Source organism: uncultured Enterovirga sp. (genome assembly GCF_964242715.1).
Lineage (GTDB): Bacteria > Pseudomonadota > Alphaproteobacteria > Rhizobiales > Beijerinckiaceae > Enterovirga.
Genome location: NZ_CAXTAZ010000025.1, coordinates 1 through 19,914 on the forward strand (window position 1 = coordinate 1; position 19,914 = coordinate 19,914).

Sequence of the window (19,914 nt, forward strand, 5' to 3'; positions counted from 1 at the left end):
CGGTCGAACACGACGACCGTCTCGTTCAGCGAATAGCCGACGATCGTCAGGATCGCGGCGATCGAGGTCATGTTGAACTCGTGCCGGGTGATCACGTAGAATCCGATCGTGAGCACGATGTCGTGGAGCGTGCCGACGATCGCCGCGATCGCGAGTTCCCGCTCGAACCGGAACCAGAGATAGGCCAGAACCGCGAGCACGGACAAGATGACGCCGATCGTGCCCGACTGGACGAGCTCGCCCGAGACGCGCGGTCCGACCGTCTCGACCCGCTCGAAATTGTAGACCTGACCGAATTCGGACCGGGCTTTCTCGATGACCACGCCCTGTGCGGCCTCGCCCCCGGGCTGGATCGGGAAGCGCATCGAGACGCCGCCATTGGTGCCGAATTCCTGGACCTCGACCTCGCCGTAGCCGAAGCCGTTCGCCTTCTCGCGGAGCCCGCCGACGGGCGTGCGTTCCGAGGAGGCCTTTGGGACCATCTCGATCAGGGTCCCGCCCTTGAAGTCGACGCCGTAATTCAGGCCAAAGATCAGGAAGATGGCGACGATCGCGACGGAGATCGCAGCCGAGAGCGGGAACGACACGTGGCGAAGCCGCATGAAGTCGAAATGGCTCTCGTCGGGCCACAGGCGTAGCGGATAGAGGCGCTGGAGGATCACGGTCAGGCCCTCAGAACGGGATCGTCTTGGGACGGGCCCAATTGTACCAGAGAGCGATCATCATGCGGGTCAGGGTCACGGCCGTGATAACCGTCGTCAGGATCCCCAGGATGAACACGACCGCGAAGCCGCGCACCGGCCCCGATCCCATGAAGAACAGGATGACCGCCGCGATGGCCATGGTCGAATTCGAGTCGATGATCGTCGCGAAGGCCCGGTCGAACCCGGCCTGGATCGCGGAGACGACGGACCGCCCGGCCTTCGCCTCCTCGCGGATGCGCTCGTAGATCAGCACGTTCGAATCCACCGCCGTCCCGATCGTCAGCACGATCCCGGCGATACCCGGCAGGGTCATCGTGGCCTCGAGCAGGGACATCAGGCCGAGGATCAGACCGACATGAACGGCGAGGGCGAAGTTCGCGATGAAGCCGAACACGCCGTAGGTCGCGAACATGTAAGCCACGACGAAGAGCGCCGCGTAGATCGTCGCCTTGACGCCGGCATCGATCGAATCCTTGCCGAGGCCCGGCCCGACCGTTCGCTGCTCGACGATCGTCAGCTTGGCCGGCAAGGCGCCGGAGCGCAGCTGGACGGAGAGGTTGTTCACATCCTGGACCGAGAACCGGCCCGAGATCTGTCCTGATCCGCCCGTGATCGGCTGGATGATCCGGGGGGCCGATATGACCTCGTTGTCGAGCACGATCGCGAGCGGCCGCCCGACATTCTGCGTCGTCGCCTCCGCGAAGGCCTGGGCGCCTTTGAGGGTGAACCGGAAGTTCACGATCGGCTCGTTCGTCCGGGAATCGAAGCCGGGCTGCGCGTCGGTCAGCTCCGAACCGGCCACGATGATCCTGCGCTCGACCGGCACGCGCTGTCCGCCGGAATCGCGGGACGGCAGGAGTTCCGTATCCGTCGATCCGGCGTCGCCCAGGAGCCGGAACTCGAGCTTGGCCGGATTGAGGTTCTTCGCGACCGTGGACGTATCCTGGAGCCCCGGGATCTGGACGAGGACACGATCCAGCCCTTGCCGCTGAATCGATGGCTCGACTGTCCCAGTCGGATCGATGCGCTTTCGCACCACCTCGATCGACTGGTCCACGGCGCGCCGGATCCGCTCGGCCAGCCCGGCTTCCGAGAAGCTCATCTGGATGAGGCCTTCCGGGGTCTCGACGATGTCGAGCGTCCGGGCGCCGGTCGGCCCGAGGATCGTGTTGTTGATCGGCTGCGACAGCTCACGCAGCTTCGGCATGATCCGGCTGCGGCCTGCGGCGTCGGGCACGCGCACCTGCACGCCGCGCTGCGTGGTCTGGATGCCGCCCTCGAACGCAACATTCCCCTCGCGGAGCGTCCTGCGGACATCGTCGCGGAGCTGGATGGCCAGGCTTCGCACCAGATCGGCACGGTCGACCTCGAGCAGCAGGTGCGAGCCGCCCTGAAGGTCGAGACCGAGCACCATGGCTCGTTGCGGAATGATCCAGCTCGGGATCCAGGACGGCACGCCGTCCATGAAGGCCTTGCGCTCGTCCTTGTTGAACAGGCTCGGGACGCCGAGCAGCAGCCCGACGAGCAGGATGCCGAGGGTCAGGATGATCTTGGTTCGGGAAAAGCGCAGCATGGATGGTCTTCGCGCGTTGCGGGATGTCGGTCCCGTGCGTCAGGTCTTGACCGGCTCGCCCTTGCTGCGAACCTCCGAAATCATCCCGCGCATGAGTTTCACCCGCACGCCGTCGGCGATCTCGACCTCGATCTCCGGGTCCTCGGTCACCTTCGTGACGCGGCCGACGATCCCGCCCGATGTCACGACCATGTCGCCGCGGCGCACTGCCTTGATCATGTCCTGGTGCTCGCGCGCCCGGCGCTGCTGCGGCCGGATGATTAGGAACCACATGATGACGAAGATGAGGACGAAGGGCACGAACTGGACGAGCGTCTCGGTCGTCGGCATTCCGGAGGCAGCCTGGGCGAAGGCGGGGGTGATCAACAGAAACTCCATGAAAGGGGTCGCCCGCGCAGCATCGCGCCGACGCGTCGTCCGGGGCCGAAGGGTGGGCTTATAGGGGCGCGACGCGCCGATTCAAAGGCGTCCTGCACTCGCGCCTCAGGGAGAGGTCCCGATCTCTGGTCCGAGCGCTCTGGCGGGTACGGCCGACGACTCTCCCGCACGGCGTGCGATCGCCTCGGAATAGATGGTTTCGTATTGCTGCACGACGAGATCCGGATCGAGGCGCGACAATCGGGCGCGAAATGTCTCGGGGTCGAGATGGAGGTCGGCGCGGTCGGCGAGTCGCAGCGCGAGGATGCGGGCCAGGTCGTCAGCGGAGCCGGCGTCGAACAGCCATCCCGTCTCGTCTTCGTCGATCTCCTCCGGGATGCCGCCGGCGCGCGAGCCGACGACCGGCACGCCGTGCATGAAGGATTCGAAGGTGACGCGGGGCTGCGGGTCGGGCCAGATCGAGGGCACGACCGAGATGTCGACCGTCGGGAAGAACGCGTCCGCCGCCGTCCAGCCGAGGAAGCGCACGCCGGGCGGGGCAGCGGCCTTCAGCGCCTCGACATAGGCCGGGTCGCCCGTGCCGGCGATGTCGAGGCACCAGCCGCCAGGCGGCAGCCGCTTCACGGCCTCGACCAGGAGATGGGCGCCCTTGTCTGGGATCAGTCTGCCGAAGTAGCCGATCCGCAGCACGCCGGTCTCGCCCGGGGGCCGCGGCCGGAAGCGGAGGCCGGTGAAGACATTCGGCAGGACCTCGCGCCGAGCTCTTGGGAAGAAGCCCCAGGCGAGGTGGCGTTCGAGCGTGAAGCGGCTCACCCCGACCACGGTGTCGACCAGCCGCGACAGACGCTTGCGGGGCGCCGTCAGCAGGCCGCACGACATGCAGGGCGTGGCGCAAATATGCCCGTCGCGGAAGGCCGAGCCGCGCGGGCACATCGTGCCGTATTCGTGCAGGTAATGGACGATCGGGATGCCGCGCCGGGCCGATTCGCGCCAGCTGAGCTGGGACAGGCCGACGAGGACGTGGGTGTTCACGACGTCCGGGCGTTCGCGGTCGAGGATGCGGCCGAAGGCCTTCGCCATGAACGGGTTCGCGCCGTCGAGCGCATGCCACGCGAGCCGGAGGGGGGCCGGCCGCTGCTTCGCGCCATCGAAGCCGAAATAGAGGTTGCGGTTCGGCAGCCCGTAGACCCGGACGCCGCCGTCTAGGCTCTCCTCGACCTCGCTGCCGCCGTGATGCACGACGAGGGCCACTCTGTGCCCCCGGGCGACGAGCGCATGCGCCAGATCGAGCACGGCCGCCTCGGCCCCGCCCTTGATGACGGAGGGGTGGCCGGTATTGGCGAGGAGGATGCGCATGGCCGGTGAGGGCCAGGGCTAGCAGGGGCGGGTTAGCGGGCGCTGAATGCGCCTGTGAATACCTCGCCCCGAAGACGGGGAGAGGCGATCAGGCCGTCACACGAACTGGCTCAACCCCGGGACCGAGCCCACGATCGGCCCCATCACGTCCTCGCCGGCCTTCTCGCGGCCGAATGCGAAGAGCTCGCGGCCGAGCGGCTGCATGTCGGACATCGGGACGCCGGCTGCCATCAGCTTCTGGCCCAGTGCCATCACGCCGCCGCCCGTGCCCATCATGCCGCCTCCGCTCTCGCCGGGGCCGCCGTCGCCGGCATTCGCGACCGCCTGCTGCGCGCCTGGGATCGCCTCCAGCAGCTTGCCCACCTCTTCGGCCGGACCCTCCTTGCTGAGGAAGGCGAGGATCATCCCGACCGCCTTCTCGACGATCACGGCATCAAGACCGGTCGCATTGGTGATGCGGGAGATCAGCTCTTCCATCAGGGTCGCTCCTTGGCCGGCTCGGGATGCGCGTGTAGCAGCCCCGCGGGCGATTGCGTATGACAGCGGCCGCAAGGCTGCAAATCACGAGGCTGATCGATGGCGGGCGATGGCAAGAGCGGCGGCGGCATCGCGCCCCGGATCAAGCTGAAGCCGGGCTCCGGGCCGTGGGGCGAGCGGCCCGGCGAGGCTTCCGCGAGCCAGCCGGCCCCCGCACCGGCCGCCGAGGCGGTCCGTCCCCAGCCGGCGCTCGGTGACGGCCGCATCATGATCGGCAAGAGCACCAAGCCCGAATATCTCACCCTCAAGCTCGCGAACCGGCACGGCTTGGTCGCCGGGGCGACGGGGACCGGCAAGACGGTGTCGCTGCAGGTGATGGCCGAGGGCCTGTCGAATGCCGGAGTGTCGGTCTTCGCGGCCGACATCAAGGGCGACCTGTCCGGGATCGCGGCGCCGGGCCAGTCGAAGGAGGCCTTCGTCAAGCGGGCGGAGGAGATCGGGATCGCCTACCAGCCGGATCGGTTTCCGGTCGTGTTCTGGGACATCTTCGGCGAGCAGGGGCATCCGATCCGGGCGACCGTCACCGAGATGGGCCCGCTCCTCCTCTCCCGGCTGCTCGAGCTGAACGACACGCAGGAGGGTGTGCTCAACATCGCCTTCCGGATGGCGGACGACAACAATCTCCCGGTCGTCGACCTGAAGGACCTGCGCGCCCTTCTCACCTTCGTGTCCGACCACGCTGACGAGGTGCAGAAGAAATACGGCAACCTCGCCAAGGCTTCGATCGGCGCCATCCAGCGCCAACTCCTGACCCTCGAGAACCAGGGCGCCGACAAGTTCCTCGGCGAGCCCGCGCTCGAGATCACGGATTTCATCCGCACCGACCGTGATGGTCGCGGCGTGGTGAACATCCTGGCTGCCGACAAGCTGATGACGAGGCCGCGGCTCTACGCCTCGTTCCTCGTCTGGATGCTGTCCGAGCTGTTCGAAATGCTGCCCGAGGTCGGCGACCTCGACAAGCCAAAACTCGTCTTCTTCTTCGACGAGGCGCATCTCCTGTTCAACGACGCGCCGAAGCCGCTGCTCGATGCCGTGCAGCAGGTCGTCCGCCTGATCCGCTCGAAAGGCGTCGGCGTCTATTTCGTGACCCAGAACCCGCTCGACGTGCCGGAAGCGGTGCTGGGCCAGCTCGGCAACAAAATCCAGCACGCGCTTCGCGCCTTCACGCCGCGCGACCAAAAGGCCGTGCGGGCCGCGGCCGAGACCTTCCGGCAGAATCCCGACTTCAAGACCGACGAGGCCATTCTCCAGCTCGCGGTCGGCGAGGCGCTGGTCTCGATGCTGGAACCGGGCGGCGTGCCTTCGGTGGTGGAGCGCACCTTGATAGCACCCCCGACGGCCCGCGTCGGGCCCCTGACCGAAGCGGAACGGCGCGAGGTGGTGGCCGCGAGCCCGTTGCGCGGCAAGTACGACGAGACGCTCGACCGCGAGAGCGCCTACGAGATGCTGGCGAAGCGTAAGGACATGCCGGCCGAGACGGCCCAGGGCACGGCGGAATCGGGCGGGCTGGGAGGCATCCTCGGGCAGATCGGCGCCGTGCTGGGCGGCGGCGCGCCGACATCGGGCGGCCGCGCCAAGATGTCGATGACCGAGATGGTGATCCGGTCCGCCGCGCAATCCTTCGCGCGGTCGGCTTCGACGCAGATCGCGCGCGAGGCGGGCCGTATCATCCGCAACACGCTGGGCGGGGTCTCCAGCCGGCGCTGACCCGTCCACCTGCGCCGGGATGATAGGACGTGGCCGTCGGGCGGAACCCGCCCCCGGCAGCCTGAGTTCCCTTCGCAGCCATTCGGCGCGAGGCGCATGCCATGAGATCCTTCGTAATTGCCGCTGCTTTGTCACTGGCCCTGACGGGTGGAGCGTTGGCGCAGTCGAGTGCGTCGCCGACGCAGTCCACGCCCGCGGACGGCGGGAAGCGTTACGAATATCCGCCGAACACCGCCGCCATCGTCAGGCCTGAAGACCGGACGCCCTACGACCGTCCTGCAAACGACCCCCGCTCGAAGTCGAGCGGCACCGAGCCGGGCACCACGACCGACCCCTCCCGGAAGCCGCCTGAAGCCGTCGGCCGTTGAGCGGCTGCCGCGACGCGGGTTGCCAGGGCTCCCGCAGCCGCTAGACGTGTCCTCCTGATTTTGGGGGACACGACATGATCGACAGGGTTCTGGGCGATATCGACACGGATATCGACAACTCGGTCGAGCGTCTGTTCGACTGGCTGCGGATCCCTTCGATCTCGACCGACCCAGCCTTTGCCGGCGACTGCCGGCGCGCGGCAGAATGGGTCCGGGGCGACCTTGAGGCACTCGGTTTCGAGGCCTCGGTCCGGGAGACCTCGTTCCACCCGGTCGTCGTCGGCCACCTGCCCAAGCCCGGCGCTCCCCACGTTCTGTTCTACGGCCATTACGACGTCCAGCCAGTCGACCCGCTCGACCTCTGGGAGGTGCCGCCCTTCGAGCCGACGCTCGCGACCCTGGACGGTGACCGCAAGGTGATCCGGGCTCGCGGCGCCTGCGACGACAAGGGCCAAGTCATGACTTTCCTGGAGGCCTGCCGGGCCTGGAAGGCGACCCAGGGCGGCCTGCCGGTCGGCGTCACCGTCCTGATCGAGGGGGCGGAGGAGAACGGCTCCAAGGGTCTCCCGGAATGGCTGGAGGCGAACAAGGACGAGCTCAAGGCCGATTACGTGCTGGTCTGCGACACCGGCATGTGGGACCGAACGACTCCGTCGATCACGACCTCGCTCCGCGGCCTCGTCTACCGCGAGCTGAAGGTGCGGGCCGCCGATCGCGACCTGCATTCGGGTTCCTTCGGCGGTGCCGCCCGCAACCCGATCCGGGTCCTCGCCCGCATCATCGCCGACCTCCATGATGAGAGTGGCCGCATTACCATTCCGGGCTTCTACGACGGCGTCCCCGAAACGCCGCCGGAGATCCTGGCGCAATGGCAGGCGCTGAACCTCACGCCGCAGGACTTCCTGGGCGCGATCGGCCTCGGCGTGCCGGCCGGCGAGACTGACCGCACCCTGATCGAGCAGATCCAGTCGCGCCCGACCTGCGACGTGAACGGCATCATCGGCGGCTATACGGGCGAGGGGTCGAAGACGGTCATCGCCGGCGAGGCCTCCTGCAAGATCTCGTTCCGGCTGGTCGGGAACCAGGACCCGGAGGCGATCGCGGCCGCCTTCGAGGCCTTCGTGCAGGCCCGCATCCCGGCCGATTGCTCGGTCGAGATCACCCGCTTCGGCACCTCGAAGGCGATCCAGCTGCCCTACGACATGCCGGCGCTCGGCAAGGCCCGCGCCGCTCTCGCCGCCGAATGGGGCCGGGAGCCTGTCCTGATCGGGGCCGGCGGCTCGATCCCGATCGTGACCGACTTCAAGAACACGCTCGGCATCGACACCTTGCTGGTCGGCTTCGGCCTCGACGACGATCGCATCCATTCGCCGAACGAGAAATACGACCTGTCGAGCTTCCACAGGGGAGCGCGGAGCTGGGCCCGCATCCTCGACGCGCTGGGGAAATAGGCATGGCCGACGACCTCTCGCCGGAGCTCGAGGATCGTCTCGGCCGCGAACTCGCGGTCACCGCCGCGGCCGTAGAGGCGTTCGACTGCGAGGACAAAGCTGCTCGCTGGCTTCGACGTGAGACGGACCCACTTGCGGGCCAACGACCTTGGGACGAGATCGACACCGTCGAGGGAGCTCGCAGGGTGGAGCGTCTCCTCGGATGGATTCGTCACGGAATGGCGGCCTGATCTCCACGAAGCAGGTCATCCCGTTTTGCGCATCCGCAGATGACGTCGGCCCGCGCCTGGGCTAGGCTTTCGCCGTGCTTCGCTCCGCCCTCATCCTCGCCGTTCTCGCGGCGACGCCGGCCTTCGCCGCCGAGCGCGTTCGAGCCGAACCGGCGCGGGCCTGTCCGGGGCGTGGCCCGGGCTTCGTCGAGGTGCCCGGCACGTCGACCTGCATCAGGATCTCGGGGCGGGCGCGGTCAGACTATGTCGCGACCAGCCGGCGCGTCGGGCGCGACGACGTGCCGGGCTTCCGGTCGAGCGGCCGAGTGGCGGTCGATACCCGCACGGACACCGCCTACGGGCCGGTCCGCAGCTACGTGCGCCTACGCGCCGGGCAGGACACCCGCCCCTGAGCGGCGTCTCGCATTCATCACGCGCGGTGCCTAGCAGCCATCGCGAAGTGTCATGGATTCCGGCAGGCCTTCCGCATTGACCTGACCGACCTCCGCGCGTTCCTGGCGCCAGCGACGCGACGCGGCGGGAGGATCCCTTGGCAGCTCATTCCGAAACCTGGACTTTCGTCGACGGACTCTGGATCGACGGCAATCCCGGCCTGACCGGGCCGCGCTCCCATTCCTTCTGGCAGGCCTCCTCCGTCTTCGACGGGGCGCGCCATTTCGAAGGCGTGATGCCGGACATGGCTTTGCACGCCGCCCGCGTGAACCGCTCCGCCCGGGCGATCGGGCTCGACCCCACGATGGAGGCGGGCGAAATCGTCGAACTCACGCGGGAGGGCGCGAGGAAATTCGGGCCGGATGCCCAACTCTATGTCCGGCCGATGTACTGGGCGGAGGGTGACGGCCCGAGCGCGATCATGCCGGACCCGAATTCGACCCGCTTCTGCCTCTGCCTCTATGCCGCGCCGCTGCCGCCGCCGACGGCCGGGATCAGCGTTACGCTCTCGAAATACCGGCGGCCGAGCCTGGAGACGGCCCCGACAGACGCCAAGGCCGGCTGCCTCTATCCGAACAGCGCTCGCGCTCTGCGCGACGCCCGAGCGCGCGGCTTCGACAACGCGCTCATGCTCGACATGGTCGGCAACGTCGCCGAGACCGCCTCCTCGAACGTGTTCATGGTCCGGGACGGCGTGGTCATGACCCCGATCCCGAACGGCACCTTCCTGAACGGCATCACGCGCCAGCGCATGATCGGGCTCCTGCGCGAGAGCGGTCAGGAGGTCGTCGAGGCCTCGCTGACCTTCGAGGATGTCCACGGCGCCGACGAGGTGTTCATCTCGGGCAACTACCCGAAGACGATGCCGGTTGTCCGGATCGAGGACCGCGACCTGCAGCCGGGCCCGGTCGGCCGGAAGGCGCGCGAGCTCTACTGGGCCTTCGCCCATGACGGGGTGGCGTGAGCCAAACCGTCATTGCGAGGAGCGCAAGCGACGAAGCAACCCAGGAGCCAGTGCGCACCCCCTGGGTTGCTTCGCTACGCTCGCAATGACGGGAGGCGTTCAGAGCTCGCTGCGAAGGCGAGCCCCGGAAAATGCCGTCGCTACTCGATCGTGACGCCGCTCGCCTTGATCGGTGCGGCCCATTTCGTGATCTCGCTCCGCACGAAGCCCGCGAGGTAATCGGGAGTCGTGCGCTCGGGCGCGACGAGCGTCGCGCCGAGCTGCTCGAGGCGCTGCTTCACGGCCGGCGAGTTCATCGCTTCGATCGTCGCGTCTCGCAGCTTCTTCGCGATCGCGTCGGGCGTCGCCTTCGGCAGGAAGAAGGCGTTCCAGGTATAGGCCTCGAAATCCTTCATGCCCTGCTCGTCGGCGGTCGGCAGATCCTTCAGCACGGGCGAGCGGGTCTTGGTCAGCGTCGCGAGCGCCTTCACGGTTCCGCCCTCGATCTGGGGCAGGGCGGTCGAGACGATCTCGCACATGAAGTCGACGCGGCCGCTCTGGAGGTCGGTCATGGCCGGGGCCGAGCCGCGATAGGGCACGTGCTGCACGCTCGTGCCGAGCGCGGCGTTGAGAAGAAGGCAGCCGAGGTGGACGGCCGAGCCGTTTCCGGCCGAGGCGAAGTTCATGTCCTTCTGCTTCGCCTTGATCTGGGTGATGAACTCCTGGAGGTTGTTCGGCCCGAGATCCTTGCGGGTGATCAGGATCAGCGGGACCTCTGCGATCAGCGCGACCGGCTTGAAGTCGTTCGCGGCGTCGTAGAGCGGCCGCTTGTAGAGCGTCTGGTTCACGGCATGCGTGCCGACCGTGCCGAGCACGAAGCTCGACCCGTCCGGAGCGCCGGTCGCGACGCGCTGGGCGCCGGTCATGCCGCCGGCCCCGCCGACATTCTCGACGATCACCTGCTGGCCGAGGATCTGGCTCATCCGCTCCGCCATGATCCGGCCGAGCACGTCCGTCGGGCCGCCGGCCGCGAAGGGGATGACCATCGTGATCGGCCGGGTCGGCCAATCCTGGGCCGTCGCGCCGGCGAGGCCGGCAAGCGTCAGGGCGAGGGTTGCGAACCAGCGAGCGATCATTGTTGCCTCATGCATTGTCCCGTACAGGCGAGCCGCCGCCCGTTCATGGGTCGGCTGCTTTCGGGGATCAGGATCGCTTATGCCAAGCACGCGAGTAGGGATAGCCGGCCTCGGCGCGATCGGGCGCACGCTTGCCCAGCGGCTGGCACGGGGAGACCTGCCCGGACTCGACCTCGCCTGTGTCGCCGCGCGCGACGCCGCCAAGGCGGAGGCTTGGCTCGCGGCAGAGGGTATCACCTGCCCGGTCGTGCCTCTCGCGACCTTTCCGGACCACGCGGATCTCGCCGTCGAATGCGCGCCCGCCGCGATCCTCGAAGAGATCTGCCGCCCGATGCTCGAGGCGGGGCGCCGCGTGATGGTGCTGAGCTGCGGCGCGCTCCTGCCCCGGCCCGACCTCGTCGACCTCGCCCGCCAGCATGGCGGTCAGATCATCGTGCCGACCGGCGCCCTGATCGGGCTCGATGCCGTGACGGCCGCGGCCGAGGGCATCATCCACTCCGTCCGCATGACGACCCGCAAGCCGCCGACGGGGCTCATGGGTGCGCCGCATCTCGAGCGCCACGGCATCTCCGTCGAGGGCCTGACGGAGCCGAAGCTCGTCTTCTCCGGCACCGCCCGCGAAGCCGCCGCGGGCTTCCCGGCGAACGTCAACGTCGCGGCCGCCCTCTCGCTCGCCGGGATCGGGCCGGACCGGACCAGTATCGACATCTGGGCCGATCCGGGCGTCACCCGGAACTGCCACGAGATCGAGGTGGACGCGGATTCGGCCCGCCTCTCGATGCGGATCGAGAACATTCCATCCGAGAATCCGAAAACCGGACGGATCACGGCGCTGTCGGTCCTGGCCGCACTTCGCAAGCTGCAGGCGCCGATGCGGGTCGGGACCTGACCACCCGTCTCGACATCAGATCACCAGGGTGGCGCCGGACAGGAGCAGCAGGACCGCGAGCCAGCGCCGGAAAGCCCGGTCGTCGAGCCGCCCGTAGATGCGCCAGCCGATCCAGGTGCCGGCCGCGAGCGGCGGCAGGACGGCCAGAACCATGACAAGTCCCGCCCCGTCGAGGCTCACGGCTCCGAGGACGAGGAAGGTGGCCAGGTGCGCCATGAGAATGAAGGGCTGGTAGACGCCCCGCGCGCGCTCCTTCGTCCAGCCGCGGAGCTGGGTCCAGATGGTCGGGATGACGCCGGAGAACCCGCCGATCCCGCCGAGGACGCCACCCACGAAGCCGATCGCCGCGTCCGCCCCCCGGCCTCCGACCGAGATCACCGGAAGGCGCGGGGCGAGCAGCGCGTAGGAGCCATAGAGGATCAGGAAGAGCCCGAGCGCCGTCTTCACGCCGCCGACATCGGCAACGGTCAGCACCCAGACCCCGACCGGGATACCCAGGAGACCGCCGATCGCGAAAGGCGCGAGCCGCGGACCCTCGATCGTGCGCCGCATCGGCCAGACGAGCGCGAAATGCAGCACCGTCCCGCAGGTAACGACCAGCATCGTCGTCCTGAGCGGGTCGAGCGCATGCAGCCAGATCGACGATGCCGCGAGCGCGAAGGCGAAGCCCGCCCCGCCGGCGGCGAGCGCGCCGACGAAGGCGCCGGCCCAGAGCACGGCGAGCAGTTTTAGGGAGAGTCCGGCGATCAGCATGGTGGCAGCCGGATACGGCCGACGAGTCTCCTCCCCCGCAGGGGGAGGGGGACCAGGCGAAGCCTGGTGGAGGGGGAATCCGCGCACGAACCGAAGAGGGCGTAGCCGCCTCCACCACGCTTCGGGCGGTCCCCCTCCCCCTGCGGGGGAGGAGACGTGGAGCGTCGACGTCTCACGGCGCCCGTCCCAGTCTCAAATCACCTCGTCCGTCTTGTCGTCGGTCTCGCCGTAGCGGCGGAGCGTCGCCGGCCGGGTGCCTTCGTAGAGCTTCGCGATGCCGGGCGCGATCTTCGCGTTCTCGCGTTCGAAGAGCGAATTGCCGTCGAGGTCGCTCTCGACGATGAACGGCCCGAAATGCTCGACATCCAGCACCCAGACGGCCTGGGCGAGGCCGAGCTCATTCTTCCAATAGACGCCGGGTACATCCTTGATGCCGCGGCCGAGGAGGGCGCCGGTGCCGTAACCGACCGTCGTCAGGTAGATCGCGTGATGCGGCACGAAGACGTCTCGGTAGATTTCCGAGGTCATGCCGCCCTTGCCGATGATGATGTTGCAGCCTGACAGGTCGAACCAGCCGTCAAGCCATTTCGCGAAGCGGAACGAGGCCGTGGCGGTCACGGCCCCGACATTAAACCGGCCGTCCGGCTCGATCACGGCCGCGGGCGAGCAGTGGAAATTGGCGGTGCCAAGATCGACATTGGCGGCCGGCATGCCGTGCCCGTCCTCGATCGCCCGCTTGTAGACGCCTTCGCGCGCCGTGAAGAGGCGGCCGTTGAGGTAGACGATGGTGCCGATTTCGAGCTTACGGAGTTCCTCGGTCGAGGCCGGCAGCTGCAACTCGACCGTCTTCAAAACTGCCCGCTCGCTCATCGCGTCCCCCCCGTCATTGCGAGCGGAGCGAAGCAACCCAAGGGGGGCGCGCGCCGGCTCCTGGGCTGCTTCGTCGCTCCCGCTCCTCGCAATGACGGCGGGAGAGCGCTCACTCCGCAGCCTGCAGCATCAGCGCGTCGCCCCATTCCACCGTGTCGCGGCGCGAATAGTCCGTGAACCAGTCGGGGTCGGTGCGGAACTCGGCCCGGCCGTCGGCGAAGACCCGGGCGGTCGCGCGGCGCGAGGAGAGGCAGAACATGTGCACGCTCATCGGCATGCCGCCCGTGTGGCAATAGCCGACCTCGATGTGGCAATCGACGACCATCGACGAGCCCATGAAGCCCATCGCGCCCATGCCGATGGAATTGCCGAGGTCCCGGAACTCCTCTTCCATCGCGGCGATCTTCGGGTCGGGGTTGCGGGAGCCGACGACGCGCAGGCAGGAGGCTTGCTTGCCCAGCACCATGCAGGTGTCCTTCGAGCCCCCGAGACCCACGCCGACGATCGCCGGCTGACAGGCGAGGCCGCGCTTGCCGAAGCCGATCAGCGTGTCGAGGAAGAAGCGCCGGATGCCCTCGATCCCGTCACCGGGAAACAGCATCCGGTAATCCGAGCCGAACAGGCCGCCCTTGTGCACGGTCGTGAGATCGACCCAGTCCCCTTCCGGGTGGAAGGCGTATTCGATCTCGGGCGCGTTGATGCCGACATTGTTGTTGTGGTCGGTGCGCCAGAGCGGATGAACCCGGTTCGGCCGGAGCGGCACGCCCGTCGTGGCATTCGCCGTCGCGCGCCGGAGCGCGGCTTCGAGCCCGACCGGGCCGCCCTCGACCCGGGCGTCGTTGCCGTATTTCACATACCAGCGCGGCACTCCCGTATCGCCGCACATCGCGCGGCGATCCTCCTTGGCGGCCTCGTAATTCTCCAGCATCGCCTGGATCACGAAGGCGGAAAGGTCGCCCTTTTCGGTATCGGCGCAGCGCCGGAGCCCGGCGAGGTAATCGTCGGGGATCTCGATGGCGGCCTTGGCCATCAGGGCCTCGGCCGTCGTCTGGAGAGAGGCGAGGGGGATCATGGTCTACGCCTCTTGCCTCTCCCGGAGGGAGAGGTCGAGCAGCCCGCGGCAGCGGGCGTCCGGGTGAGGGGTTCGGACCATCCCGGAGAGGGCGCGCCCCTCACCCGGTCGAGCGCTGCCGCGCTCGCTCGACCTCTCCCTACGGGAGAGGTGGAGCGCGTTCGCCTCACTCCGCCGCCTCTCGCACGTCGAGCAGCGACTGCCCCGGCCGCACGATCGTGAACTGCACCGGCTCGTCCGTGATCGCGAGCCCGCCGGCACCCTGCCGCGCCACCGTGTAGGTCGAGGTGTCGAGATCGCCCGGCTCCGGGAAGTCCGACCGGAAATGGGCGCCGCGCGAATTCTCGCGGCGGAGCGCCGCCAGCGCGATCACCCGGCTCGTTTCCACGAGCGAGCGCAGGTTCAGCCAGTCGTGCCAGGTCAGGTTGAAGGCACGGTTGCCATCGGCGACGCCCGTTTCCAGGAGCTCGGCCTCGATGGCGTCGAGACCGTCGAGACCGCGCGCGATCCCGGCCGCGCCGCGGACGACGCCGACCTCCTCCCACATCAGGTCCATCAGCCGCTCGCGGAGCGCATGGACGTTGCCGGCCGGCTTCCCGAACGGATGTTCGGCCCGGGCGATCTCGGCCGCGAGCACGGCCTCATCGGGCGTGCGCTCGCCCGGATGGGCCGCGATCCAGCCGGGCATCGTGTCGCCCGCGATACCGCCGAACACGGTCGAGTTCGCGACGCCGTTGCCGCCGAGTCGGTTCGCGCCGTGCATGCCGCTCGCATCCTCGCCGGCGACGAAGAGGCCCGGCCATTCGGTCGAGGTATCGACCCGGCATTCGACCCCACCCATGAAGTAATGCGCCGTCGGCACCACCTCGACGAGGCCGCCGGCGAGGTCGAAGCCGCAATCGCGGCAGCGATCGACCATGCCCTTGAACTGTTTCGCGACCTGTTTCGGGCCGAGATGGCTCATCTGAATGTAGACGCCGCCATTCGGCGTCGTGCGGCCGGCCTTCATCTCAGCATAGATCGAACGCGAGACGACGTCCCGCGTCGCGCGTTCCAGCTTCGGGTCGTAATCGGCCATGAAGCGGCGCCCCGCGCCGTCGAGCAGGTAGCCGCCCGAGCCGCGCAGGCCTTCCTCGAGGACGGTCCCAGTCATGCGCGTGTCCGGCCCGGCGAGGAGCCCGGTCGGGTGGAACTGGACCATCTCCATGTCGCGGAGCGGGAGGCCGGCGCGCAGCGCCATGGCGAGACCGTCCATGCTCTTGTCGCCGGACGGCGTGTGGTAGCGGTACATGGTCGGGCCGCCGCCCGTGGCCATCAGCACGGCCTTCGCCTGGACGAAGCGGAGCCCGCCCGTCCGAACGTCGATCATCAGGACGCCCGAGACCGAGACGCCGTCGCGCGCCGGGATCAGCGCCAGAGCGCGATGCTCCTCGAGCTTTCGCACGCCCGGCCGTTTCCAGACCTGCTCCATCAGCCGGTTAATGATCTCGATCCCGGTCAGGTCGCCCTTATGCACGGTCCGGTCGAAGGTCTGACCGGCAAAGGCTTTTCCGTGCAGCGTCCCGTCCGGGTTGCGGTCGAAGAAGCAGCCGACCTCGTTTTCGAGCTCCCGCACCCGGACCACGGCCTGGGTCACGAGGGTCCAGGCGAGCTCCTGGTTCGGCAGCCATTTGCCGCCCTCGATCGTGTCCATGAAATGGCGCTCGATCGAGTCGCCCGGGTTCAGGGCGACGTTGTAGCCGCCCTGAACCATCCGGGTGCAGCCGCACTTCCCGAGCAGGCCCTTCGTGGCGAGCGTGATGTCGAGATCGGGCGCAGCCTTGTGGGCGTGCAGGGCCGCGAACAGACCGGCGCCGCCGGAGCCCAGGATGAGGATGTCGGTTGAGAGGCGTTCGAGGGTCATGGAGTTTTCCGGGCCGGCAGGGGCTCCTCCGTCAGGCGCTGCGCGCCTGCCACCTCCCCAGAGGGGGAGGAGACGTGCAGGCCCGCCATCACAATACCCGCACCAGGAACGCGAACGCCACAAGCGCCGCCAGTCCGCCTGCCGCTGAGGCCAGCTTGGCCTGGTTGCCGCGCCAGGTGAAGTTTTCGATGAAGAGCACGCGCAGCCCACCGAGAAGGTGCACGGCGAGGAGGAAGACGAGGCCGGCTTCGGCGAGCTTCACGGCCGGCATGTCGCCCCAGCGGAGGACGCCGTCGAGCCGGGCCGTGCCCTCGAGCGTGAGGCCGAGGGTGAGGAAATGCACCGGCAGGAAGGCCGCGAGGCCGATCCCGGAGAGCCGGTGCACCATCGCGGCATACCAGAGGAGATTGCGCCGATAGGCGATGGGGCGGGCGCTCACGCGAACACCACGGCGTAGACGGCCCGGGCACCGAGCCCGGCGAGGAGGACGCCGAAGCCGCTTGCCAGGAGGCCGGCGGAGCGGTCTCGGAGCGACGCCCATTCGACCAGGATGTTGCGGAGGCCGATCGCGGCATGGATTGCCGCCGCTGCGACGAACACTCCGTAATAGAGGCCCCACGCGAGGCTGCCCCGGGTGCGGCCGAGGATGTCGGCTGCGGTGAGACCCTGCCGGGTGGCGTAGAAGATCACGGCGAGGTGGATGAGCACGAGCGGCGCGAGGAGGGCCGCCGTGCCGCGCTGCCAGACATAGAGGCGGACATTCACGACTCGATCTCGCCGCGCAGCCAGGCCTGCGCCGTGAGCCGCTTCAGACCCGCGATCGAGGCGGTCGGGTTCAGCGTCTGCGGGCAATGGTCATGGCAGGATTGGTGCGAATGGCAGGCGTGGCAGCCGCTGCCGGTCGCGACGGCCTGAAGCCGCTCGCGCTGGCCGGCGTCGCGCACGTCGTTCGCGAGCGTCCAGGCGCGGTTCAGCGCGGCGGGCCCGAGGTAATCCTCGTTCCACTTCACCGTGTCGCAGGCGGCGTAGCAGATGCCGCAATTGATGCATTCGATGCCTGCATCGGCGGCGATCCGCTCGCGGGTGGTCGGCCGGATCGGCTCGATCGCGTCGTCGCGGCTTTTCGAGGGCTCGAACACACCCTTCGCCTCCTGCCACTTCTCGAAGAAGGGCTGCATGTCGGTCGCGAGATCCTTGACGACCGGCAGGTTCGCGAGCGGCGCGATGCGGAGAGCGTTGCCCTTCGCCACCCGCGAGACATGGGTGCGGCAGGTCCAGCGCGGTCGCCCGTTCACGGTCATGGCGCAGGAGCCGCACATGCCGACCCGGCAGGCGAAGCGGTAGGACAGGGTCGGATCGAGGTGACGCTGCACATAGGTCACGACGTCGAGCACCGTCTGGTTGTCGCGGCTTGGCACCGCGAAATCCTGGTAGGTTCCCTCCGAGCCGCCGCGCCAGATCGAGACCGAGAGGTCGGGTTTCGGAGAGGTCGACATGGATCTCGAAGGTGGCTTCCGCTGGGCAACGCCGGGGCGGGAACTGTACCAGCGACGGGTCTTCGAAAAAAACGAATAAGACTAAACTGAAGCTTCGGTTTTCTTGGAACTGGATGCGGGCGGCCCGCGCCCCTTCCTTCGCCGACCCGCAAGCGGCTCGTCGTGGGATTCCTCGGCCTCCTTCAGGGCCGCGATTAGGACCTCGGCCAGCCCCGCCTTCGGATGGCTCGGCGGATGGACGACGCCAAGAACCCGGTGCGTCGCGGAGCCGGAAAAGGGCACGGTTCGGACCGGCAGAGCCGGTGGCGCGCCGCCCGTCCGGAGCGGCACGACGGAGACTCCGAGGCCGTGATGAACCATCGCGGTCACGGCTTCCAGCGTATCCAGCGTCATGCTCTCGGCGGGCTTGAGCCGGCGCCGCTTCAGCAGGCGGTCGATCAGCTGGCCCACCCAGGCCTGGCGGTTGTAGCGGATGAAGGGATAGCTCGCGATCAGCTCCTCGGCCTTGCGGGCCGGCGAGTCCGGCGGGGCGATCAGGACGAGGGGCTCGCGGCAGAAGGGCGACCAGGCGAGGCCGGCCCCGCCTTCGAGGAGGTCGCTCACGATGACGGCGTCGAGAAGGCCGCGTTCGAGCCGTTCCACGAGGTCCTTCGAGGGTCCCATGGCGAGTTCCACATGCAGCGCCGGGTAGCGCGACCGCATGGCGACGAGGGCCCGCGGAAGGACGCCGGTGACCACGCTCGGCACGGCCCCGAGCCGCAGGTGCCCCTCGACCGTCGCGTCGCCGGCCCGGTCGAACAGCCGATCATAGGCCTCGACCGCCTCCCGGGCGCGAGGGACGAGAGCCCGGCCGGCCTCGTTCAGGAGGGGAGGGCGGCGGGAGCGGTCGAACAGCGTCGCGCCGACCTCCTCCTCGAGGGCGTGCATCTGCACCGTCACGGCCGATTGCGTGCGCCGGACGGTGCGCGCCGCCGCCGCGAAGGACCCGCCCTCGGAGATAGCGAGAAAGGTCCTCAGATCACGGATCGACACGGACCCTCACTCTCCGACTTATTTCAACATAAGCTTGAGCATATTTCGCTTCCGCTCAAGTGCCGCTTCGGCATAGCGTCGTTCCAAAGAACGTGGGGAGGGCCGGTTGCGAGGACGTCTCTGGGAGCTATTGGCGTGCGGGCTCGCCCTCGGTGTCGCTGGACCGGCGCCCGCGCAGGACTATCCGGCGCGCCCGATCACCGTGATCGTCCCCTACACGGCCGGCGGCCCGACGGACGTCGTCACCCGCCTCCTCGGTCAGGCGATGGGCGCCTCTCTGAAGCAGCAGATCGTGGTGGAGAATGTCGGCGGGGCCGCGGGCACGGTGGGGGCGGCCCGGGCAGCCCGCTCCCCGCCCGACGGCTACACGCTCTTCCTCCACAATATCGGCCACGCAACCGCACCCGCGCTCTACCGAGGGCTGTCCTACGACCCGATCACCGATTTCGAGCCGATCGGCCTCGTCGTCGACGTGCCCCAGGCGATGGTCGCGAAGAATGCGAACCCGGCCCGGAGCCTCCCCGAACTCGTCACCTACCTGAAGGCGAACCGCGACCGAGTGAACCTCGCCCATTCGGGGCGCGGCTCCGGCTCGCATCTCTGCGCGCTCCTCCTCATGGGCGCGATCGACGCCAAGCTGACCGAGGTCGCCTATAAAGGCACCGGGCCGGCCATCACCGATCTGATGGGCGGACAGGTCGACGTCATGTGCGATCAGGTCTCGAATACCGGCAACCAGATCAAGGCCGGGACGATCCGGGGCTATTGCGTCACGACGAGGACGCGCGTGGCGTCCCTGCCGGACCTTCCGCCCTGTGCCGACGCCGGTCTGCCGGGCTTCGAGGCGAGCGTCTGGCATGGGCTCTACGCGCCCAAGGGCACGCCGCCCGCGATCATCGGGCGGGTGAACGAGGCGTTGCGGGCGGCTCTCCGGGATCCGACCGTGAAGCAGCGGCTCGCCGAACTCGGCGCCGAGCCGGTCGCCGAGAGCCAGGTCACGCCGGCCGCGCTCCGGACGCATCTCGGCGCGCAGGTCGACCAGTGGGCGGCGGTGATCCGCGCCGCGAAGCTCCTGCCGGAATGA

At 68.6% G+C, this 19,914-nt stretch carries 21 protein-coding genes; 7 read left to right on the forward strand and 14 right to left on the reverse strand.

Annotation, left to right across the window (positions count from 1 at the left end):
• From secF to ACFE87_RS13565, 5 genes are all read right to left on the reverse strand, one after another.
• Positions 1 to 602 (reverse strand): protein translocase subunit SecF (gene secF / locus ACFE87_RS13545; RefSeq protein WP_375460232.1); only part of this gene is annotated, 602 nt, incomplete at its 3' end.
• Positions 603 to 672: 70 nt separating this feature from the next.
• Positions 673 to 2,277 carry a protein translocase subunit SecD gene (secD, locus tag ACFE87_RS13550; RefSeq protein WP_375460170.1) on the reverse strand — a complete coding sequence of 535 codons (1,605 nt, stop codon included), beginning with the start codon at positions 2,275 to 2,277 and terminating at the stop codon, positions 673 to 675.
• A gap of 39 nt (positions 2,278 to 2,316) precedes the next feature.
• On the reverse strand, positions 2,317 to 2,646 hold the full coding sequence (gene yajC / locus ACFE87_RS13555) for a preprotein translocase subunit YajC (protein WP_375460233.1): 330 nt from the start codon (positions 2,644 to 2,646) through the stop codon (positions 2,317 to 2,319).
• A gap of 114 nt (positions 2,647 to 2,760) precedes the next feature.
• Positions 2,761 to 4,011 (reverse strand): glycosyltransferase family 4 protein, encoded by a 1,251-nt coding sequence (locus tag ACFE87_RS13560; protein ID WP_375460171.1) that lies wholly within the window; start codon positions 4,009 to 4,011, stop codon positions 2,761 to 2,763.
• A 96-nt stretch (positions 4,012 to 4,107) separates the two neighbouring features.
• The gene (locus ACFE87_RS13565; RefSeq protein WP_375460172.1) at positions 4,108 to 4,488 is read right to left on the reverse strand and encodes a DUF2267 domain-containing protein; all 381 of its coding nucleotides are present in this window, start codon (positions 4,486 to 4,488) and stop codon (positions 4,108 to 4,110) included.
• 267 nt (positions 4,489 to 4,755) lie between these two features.
• Here ACFE87_RS13565 and ACFE87_RS13570 point away from each other — a divergent pair, with 267 nt between their 5' ends.
• The 5 genes from ACFE87_RS13570 (at position 4,756) to ACFE87_RS13590 (ending at position 9,700) form a co-directional block, all read left to right on the forward strand.
• Positions 4,756 to 6,255, forward strand: a complete 1,500-nt coding sequence (locus tag ACFE87_RS13570) for a helicase HerA-like domain-containing protein (RefSeq protein ID WP_375460234.1) — start codon at positions 4,756 to 4,758, stop codon at positions 6,253 to 6,255.
• A 442-nt stretch (positions 6,256 to 6,697) separates the two neighbouring features.
• The gene (locus ACFE87_RS13575; RefSeq protein WP_375460173.1) at positions 6,698 to 8,074 is read left to right on the forward strand and encodes a M20/M25/M40 family metallo-hydrolase; all 1,377 of its coding nucleotides are present in this window, start codon (positions 6,698 to 6,700) and stop codon (positions 8,072 to 8,074) included.
• A gap of 2 nt (positions 8,075 to 8,076) precedes the next feature.
• Positions 8,077 to 8,304 carry an antitoxin Xre/MbcA/ParS toxin-binding domain-containing protein gene (locus ACFE87_RS13580; protein ID WP_375460174.1) on the forward strand — a complete coding sequence of 76 codons (228 nt, stop codon included), beginning with the start codon at positions 8,077 to 8,079 and terminating at the stop codon, positions 8,302 to 8,304.
• Positions 8,305 to 8,378: 74 nt separating this feature from the next.
• Positions 8,379 to 8,696, forward strand: coding sequence for a porin (locus ACFE87_RS13585; RefSeq protein ID WP_375460175.1), 318 nt, complete (start codon positions 8,379 to 8,381; stop codon positions 8,694 to 8,696).
• A gap of 137 nt (positions 8,697 to 8,833) precedes the next feature.
• On the forward strand, positions 8,834 to 9,700 hold the full coding sequence (locus ACFE87_RS13590) for a branched-chain amino acid aminotransferase (protein ID WP_375460176.1): 867 nt from the start codon (positions 8,834 to 8,836) through the stop codon (positions 9,698 to 9,700).
• Between the two features lie 140 nt (positions 9,701 to 9,840).
• Here ACFE87_RS13590 and ACFE87_RS13595 read toward each other — a convergent pair whose 3' ends face one another.
• Positions 9,841 to 10,815 (reverse strand): Bug family tripartite tricarboxylate transporter substrate binding protein, encoded by a 975-nt coding sequence (locus ACFE87_RS13595; RefSeq protein ID WP_375460177.1) that lies wholly within the window; start codon positions 10,813 to 10,815, stop codon positions 9,841 to 9,843.
• 79 nt (positions 10,816 to 10,894) lie between these two features.
• On the opposite strand from ACFE87_RS13595, the gene ACFE87_RS13600 reads away from it, so the two are divergent.
• On the forward strand, positions 10,895 to 11,704 hold the full coding sequence (locus tag ACFE87_RS13600; protein ID WP_375460178.1) for an aspartate dehydrogenase: 810 nt from the start codon (positions 10,895 to 10,897) through the stop codon (positions 11,702 to 11,704).
• A 15-nt stretch (positions 11,705 to 11,719) separates the two neighbouring features.
• Here ACFE87_RS13600 and ACFE87_RS13605 read toward each other — a convergent pair whose 3' ends face one another.
• From ACFE87_RS13605 to ACFE87_RS13640, 8 genes are all read right to left on the reverse strand, one after another.
• Positions 11,720 to 12,457, reverse strand: a complete 738-nt coding sequence (locus tag ACFE87_RS13605) for a sulfite exporter TauE/SafE family protein (protein WP_375460179.1) — start codon at positions 12,455 to 12,457, stop codon at positions 11,720 to 11,722.
• A gap of 192 nt (positions 12,458 to 12,649) precedes the next feature.
• On the reverse strand, positions 12,650 to 13,327 hold the full coding sequence (locus ACFE87_RS13610) for a fumarate hydratase C-terminal domain-containing protein (RefSeq protein ID WP_375460180.1): 678 nt from the start codon (positions 13,325 to 13,327) through the stop codon (positions 12,650 to 12,652).
• A 109-nt stretch (positions 13,328 to 13,436) separates the two neighbouring features.
• The gene (locus ACFE87_RS13615) at positions 13,437 to 14,399 is read right to left on the reverse strand and encodes a fumarate hydratase (protein WP_375460181.1); all 963 of its coding nucleotides are present in this window, start codon (positions 14,397 to 14,399) and stop codon (positions 13,437 to 13,439) included.
• Between the two features lie 166 nt (positions 14,400 to 14,565).
• On the reverse strand, positions 14,566 to 16,302 hold the full coding sequence (locus ACFE87_RS13620) for an L-aspartate oxidase (protein WP_375460182.1): 1,737 nt from the start codon (positions 16,300 to 16,302) through the stop codon (positions 14,566 to 14,568).
• Between the two features lie 88 nt (positions 16,303 to 16,390).
• Positions 16,391 to 16,741 carry a succinate dehydrogenase, cytochrome b subunit gene (locus tag ACFE87_RS13625; RefSeq protein ID WP_375460183.1) on the reverse strand — a complete coding sequence of 117 codons (351 nt, stop codon included), beginning with the start codon at positions 16,739 to 16,741 and terminating at the stop codon, positions 16,391 to 16,393.
• Positions 16,738 to 17,067, reverse strand: a complete 330-nt coding sequence (locus tag ACFE87_RS13630) for a succinate dehydrogenase (RefSeq protein WP_375460184.1) — start codon at positions 17,065 to 17,067, stop codon at positions 16,738 to 16,740. Before ACFE87_RS13630 ends, ACFE87_RS13625 begins: the two co-directional genes overlap by 4 nt.
• Positions 17,064 to 17,798 (reverse strand): succinate dehydrogenase/fumarate reductase iron-sulfur subunit, encoded by a 735-nt coding sequence (locus tag ACFE87_RS13635; protein ID WP_375460185.1) that lies wholly within the window; start codon positions 17,796 to 17,798, stop codon positions 17,064 to 17,066. Before ACFE87_RS13635 ends, ACFE87_RS13630 begins: the two co-directional genes overlap by 4 nt.
• Before the next feature lie 81 nt (positions 17,799 to 17,879).
• Positions 17,880 to 18,830, reverse strand: coding sequence for a LysR family transcriptional regulator (locus tag ACFE87_RS13640; RefSeq protein WP_375460186.1), 951 nt, complete (start codon positions 18,828 to 18,830; stop codon positions 17,880 to 17,882).
• A 106-nt stretch (positions 18,831 to 18,936) separates the two neighbouring features.
• On the opposite strand from ACFE87_RS13640, the gene ACFE87_RS13645 reads away from it, so the two are divergent.
• Positions 18,937 to 19,914: a tripartite tricarboxylate transporter substrate-binding protein gene (locus tag ACFE87_RS13645; RefSeq protein WP_375460187.1), complete on the forward strand. Its 978-nt coding sequence runs from the start codon at positions 18,937 to 18,939 to the stop codon at positions 19,912 to 19,914.

Coding starts and splice junctions, on each gene's coding strand:
- ACFE87_RS13580 (WP_375460174.1), top strand. CDS start 8,077: ATGGCCGACGACCTCTCGCCGGAGCTCGAGGATCGTCTCGGCCGCGAA.
- ACFE87_RS13615 (WP_375460181.1), bottom strand. CDS start 14,399: ATGATCCCCCTCGCCTCTCTCCAGACGACGGCCGAGGCCCTGATGGCC.
- ACFE87_RS13600 (WP_375460178.1), top strand. CDS start 10,895: ATGCCAAGCACGCGAGTAGGGATAGCCGGCCTCGGCGCGATCGGGCGC.
- secD (WP_375460170.1), bottom strand. CDS start 2,277: ATGCTGCGCTTTTCCCGAACCAAGATCATCCTGACCCTCGGCATCCTG.
- ACFE87_RS13635 (WP_375460185.1), bottom strand. CDS start 17,798: ATGTCGACCTCTCCGAAACCCGACCTCTCGGTCTCGATCTGGCGCGGC.
- ACFE87_RS13575 (WP_375460173.1), top strand. CDS start 6,698: ATGATCGACAGGGTTCTGGGCGATATCGACACGGATATCGACAACTCG.
- ACFE87_RS13565 (WP_375460172.1), bottom strand. CDS start 4,488: ATGGAAGAGCTGATCTCCCGCATCACCAATGCGACCGGTCTTGATGCC.
- ACFE87_RS13560 (WP_375460171.1), bottom strand. CDS start 4,011: ATGCGCATCCTCCTCGCCAATACCGGCCACCCCTCCGTCATCAAGGGC.
- ACFE87_RS13620 (WP_375460182.1), bottom strand. CDS start 16,302: ATGACCCTCGAACGCCTCTCAACCGACATCCTCATCCTGGGCTCCGGC.
- ACFE87_RS13605 (WP_375460179.1), bottom strand. CDS start 12,457: ATGCTGATCGCCGGACTCTCCCTAAAACTGCTCGCCGTGCTCTGGGCC.
- ACFE87_RS13610 (WP_375460180.1), bottom strand. CDS start 13,327: ATGAGCGAGCGGGCAGTTTTGAAGACGGTCGAGTTGCAGCTGCCGGCC.
- ACFE87_RS13570 (WP_375460234.1), top strand. CDS start 4,756: ATGATCGGCAAGAGCACCAAGCCCGAATATCTCACCCTCAAGCTCGCG.
- ACFE87_RS13595 (WP_375460177.1), bottom strand. CDS start 10,815: ATGATCGCTCGCTGGTTCGCAACCCTCGCCCTGACGCTTGCCGGCCTC.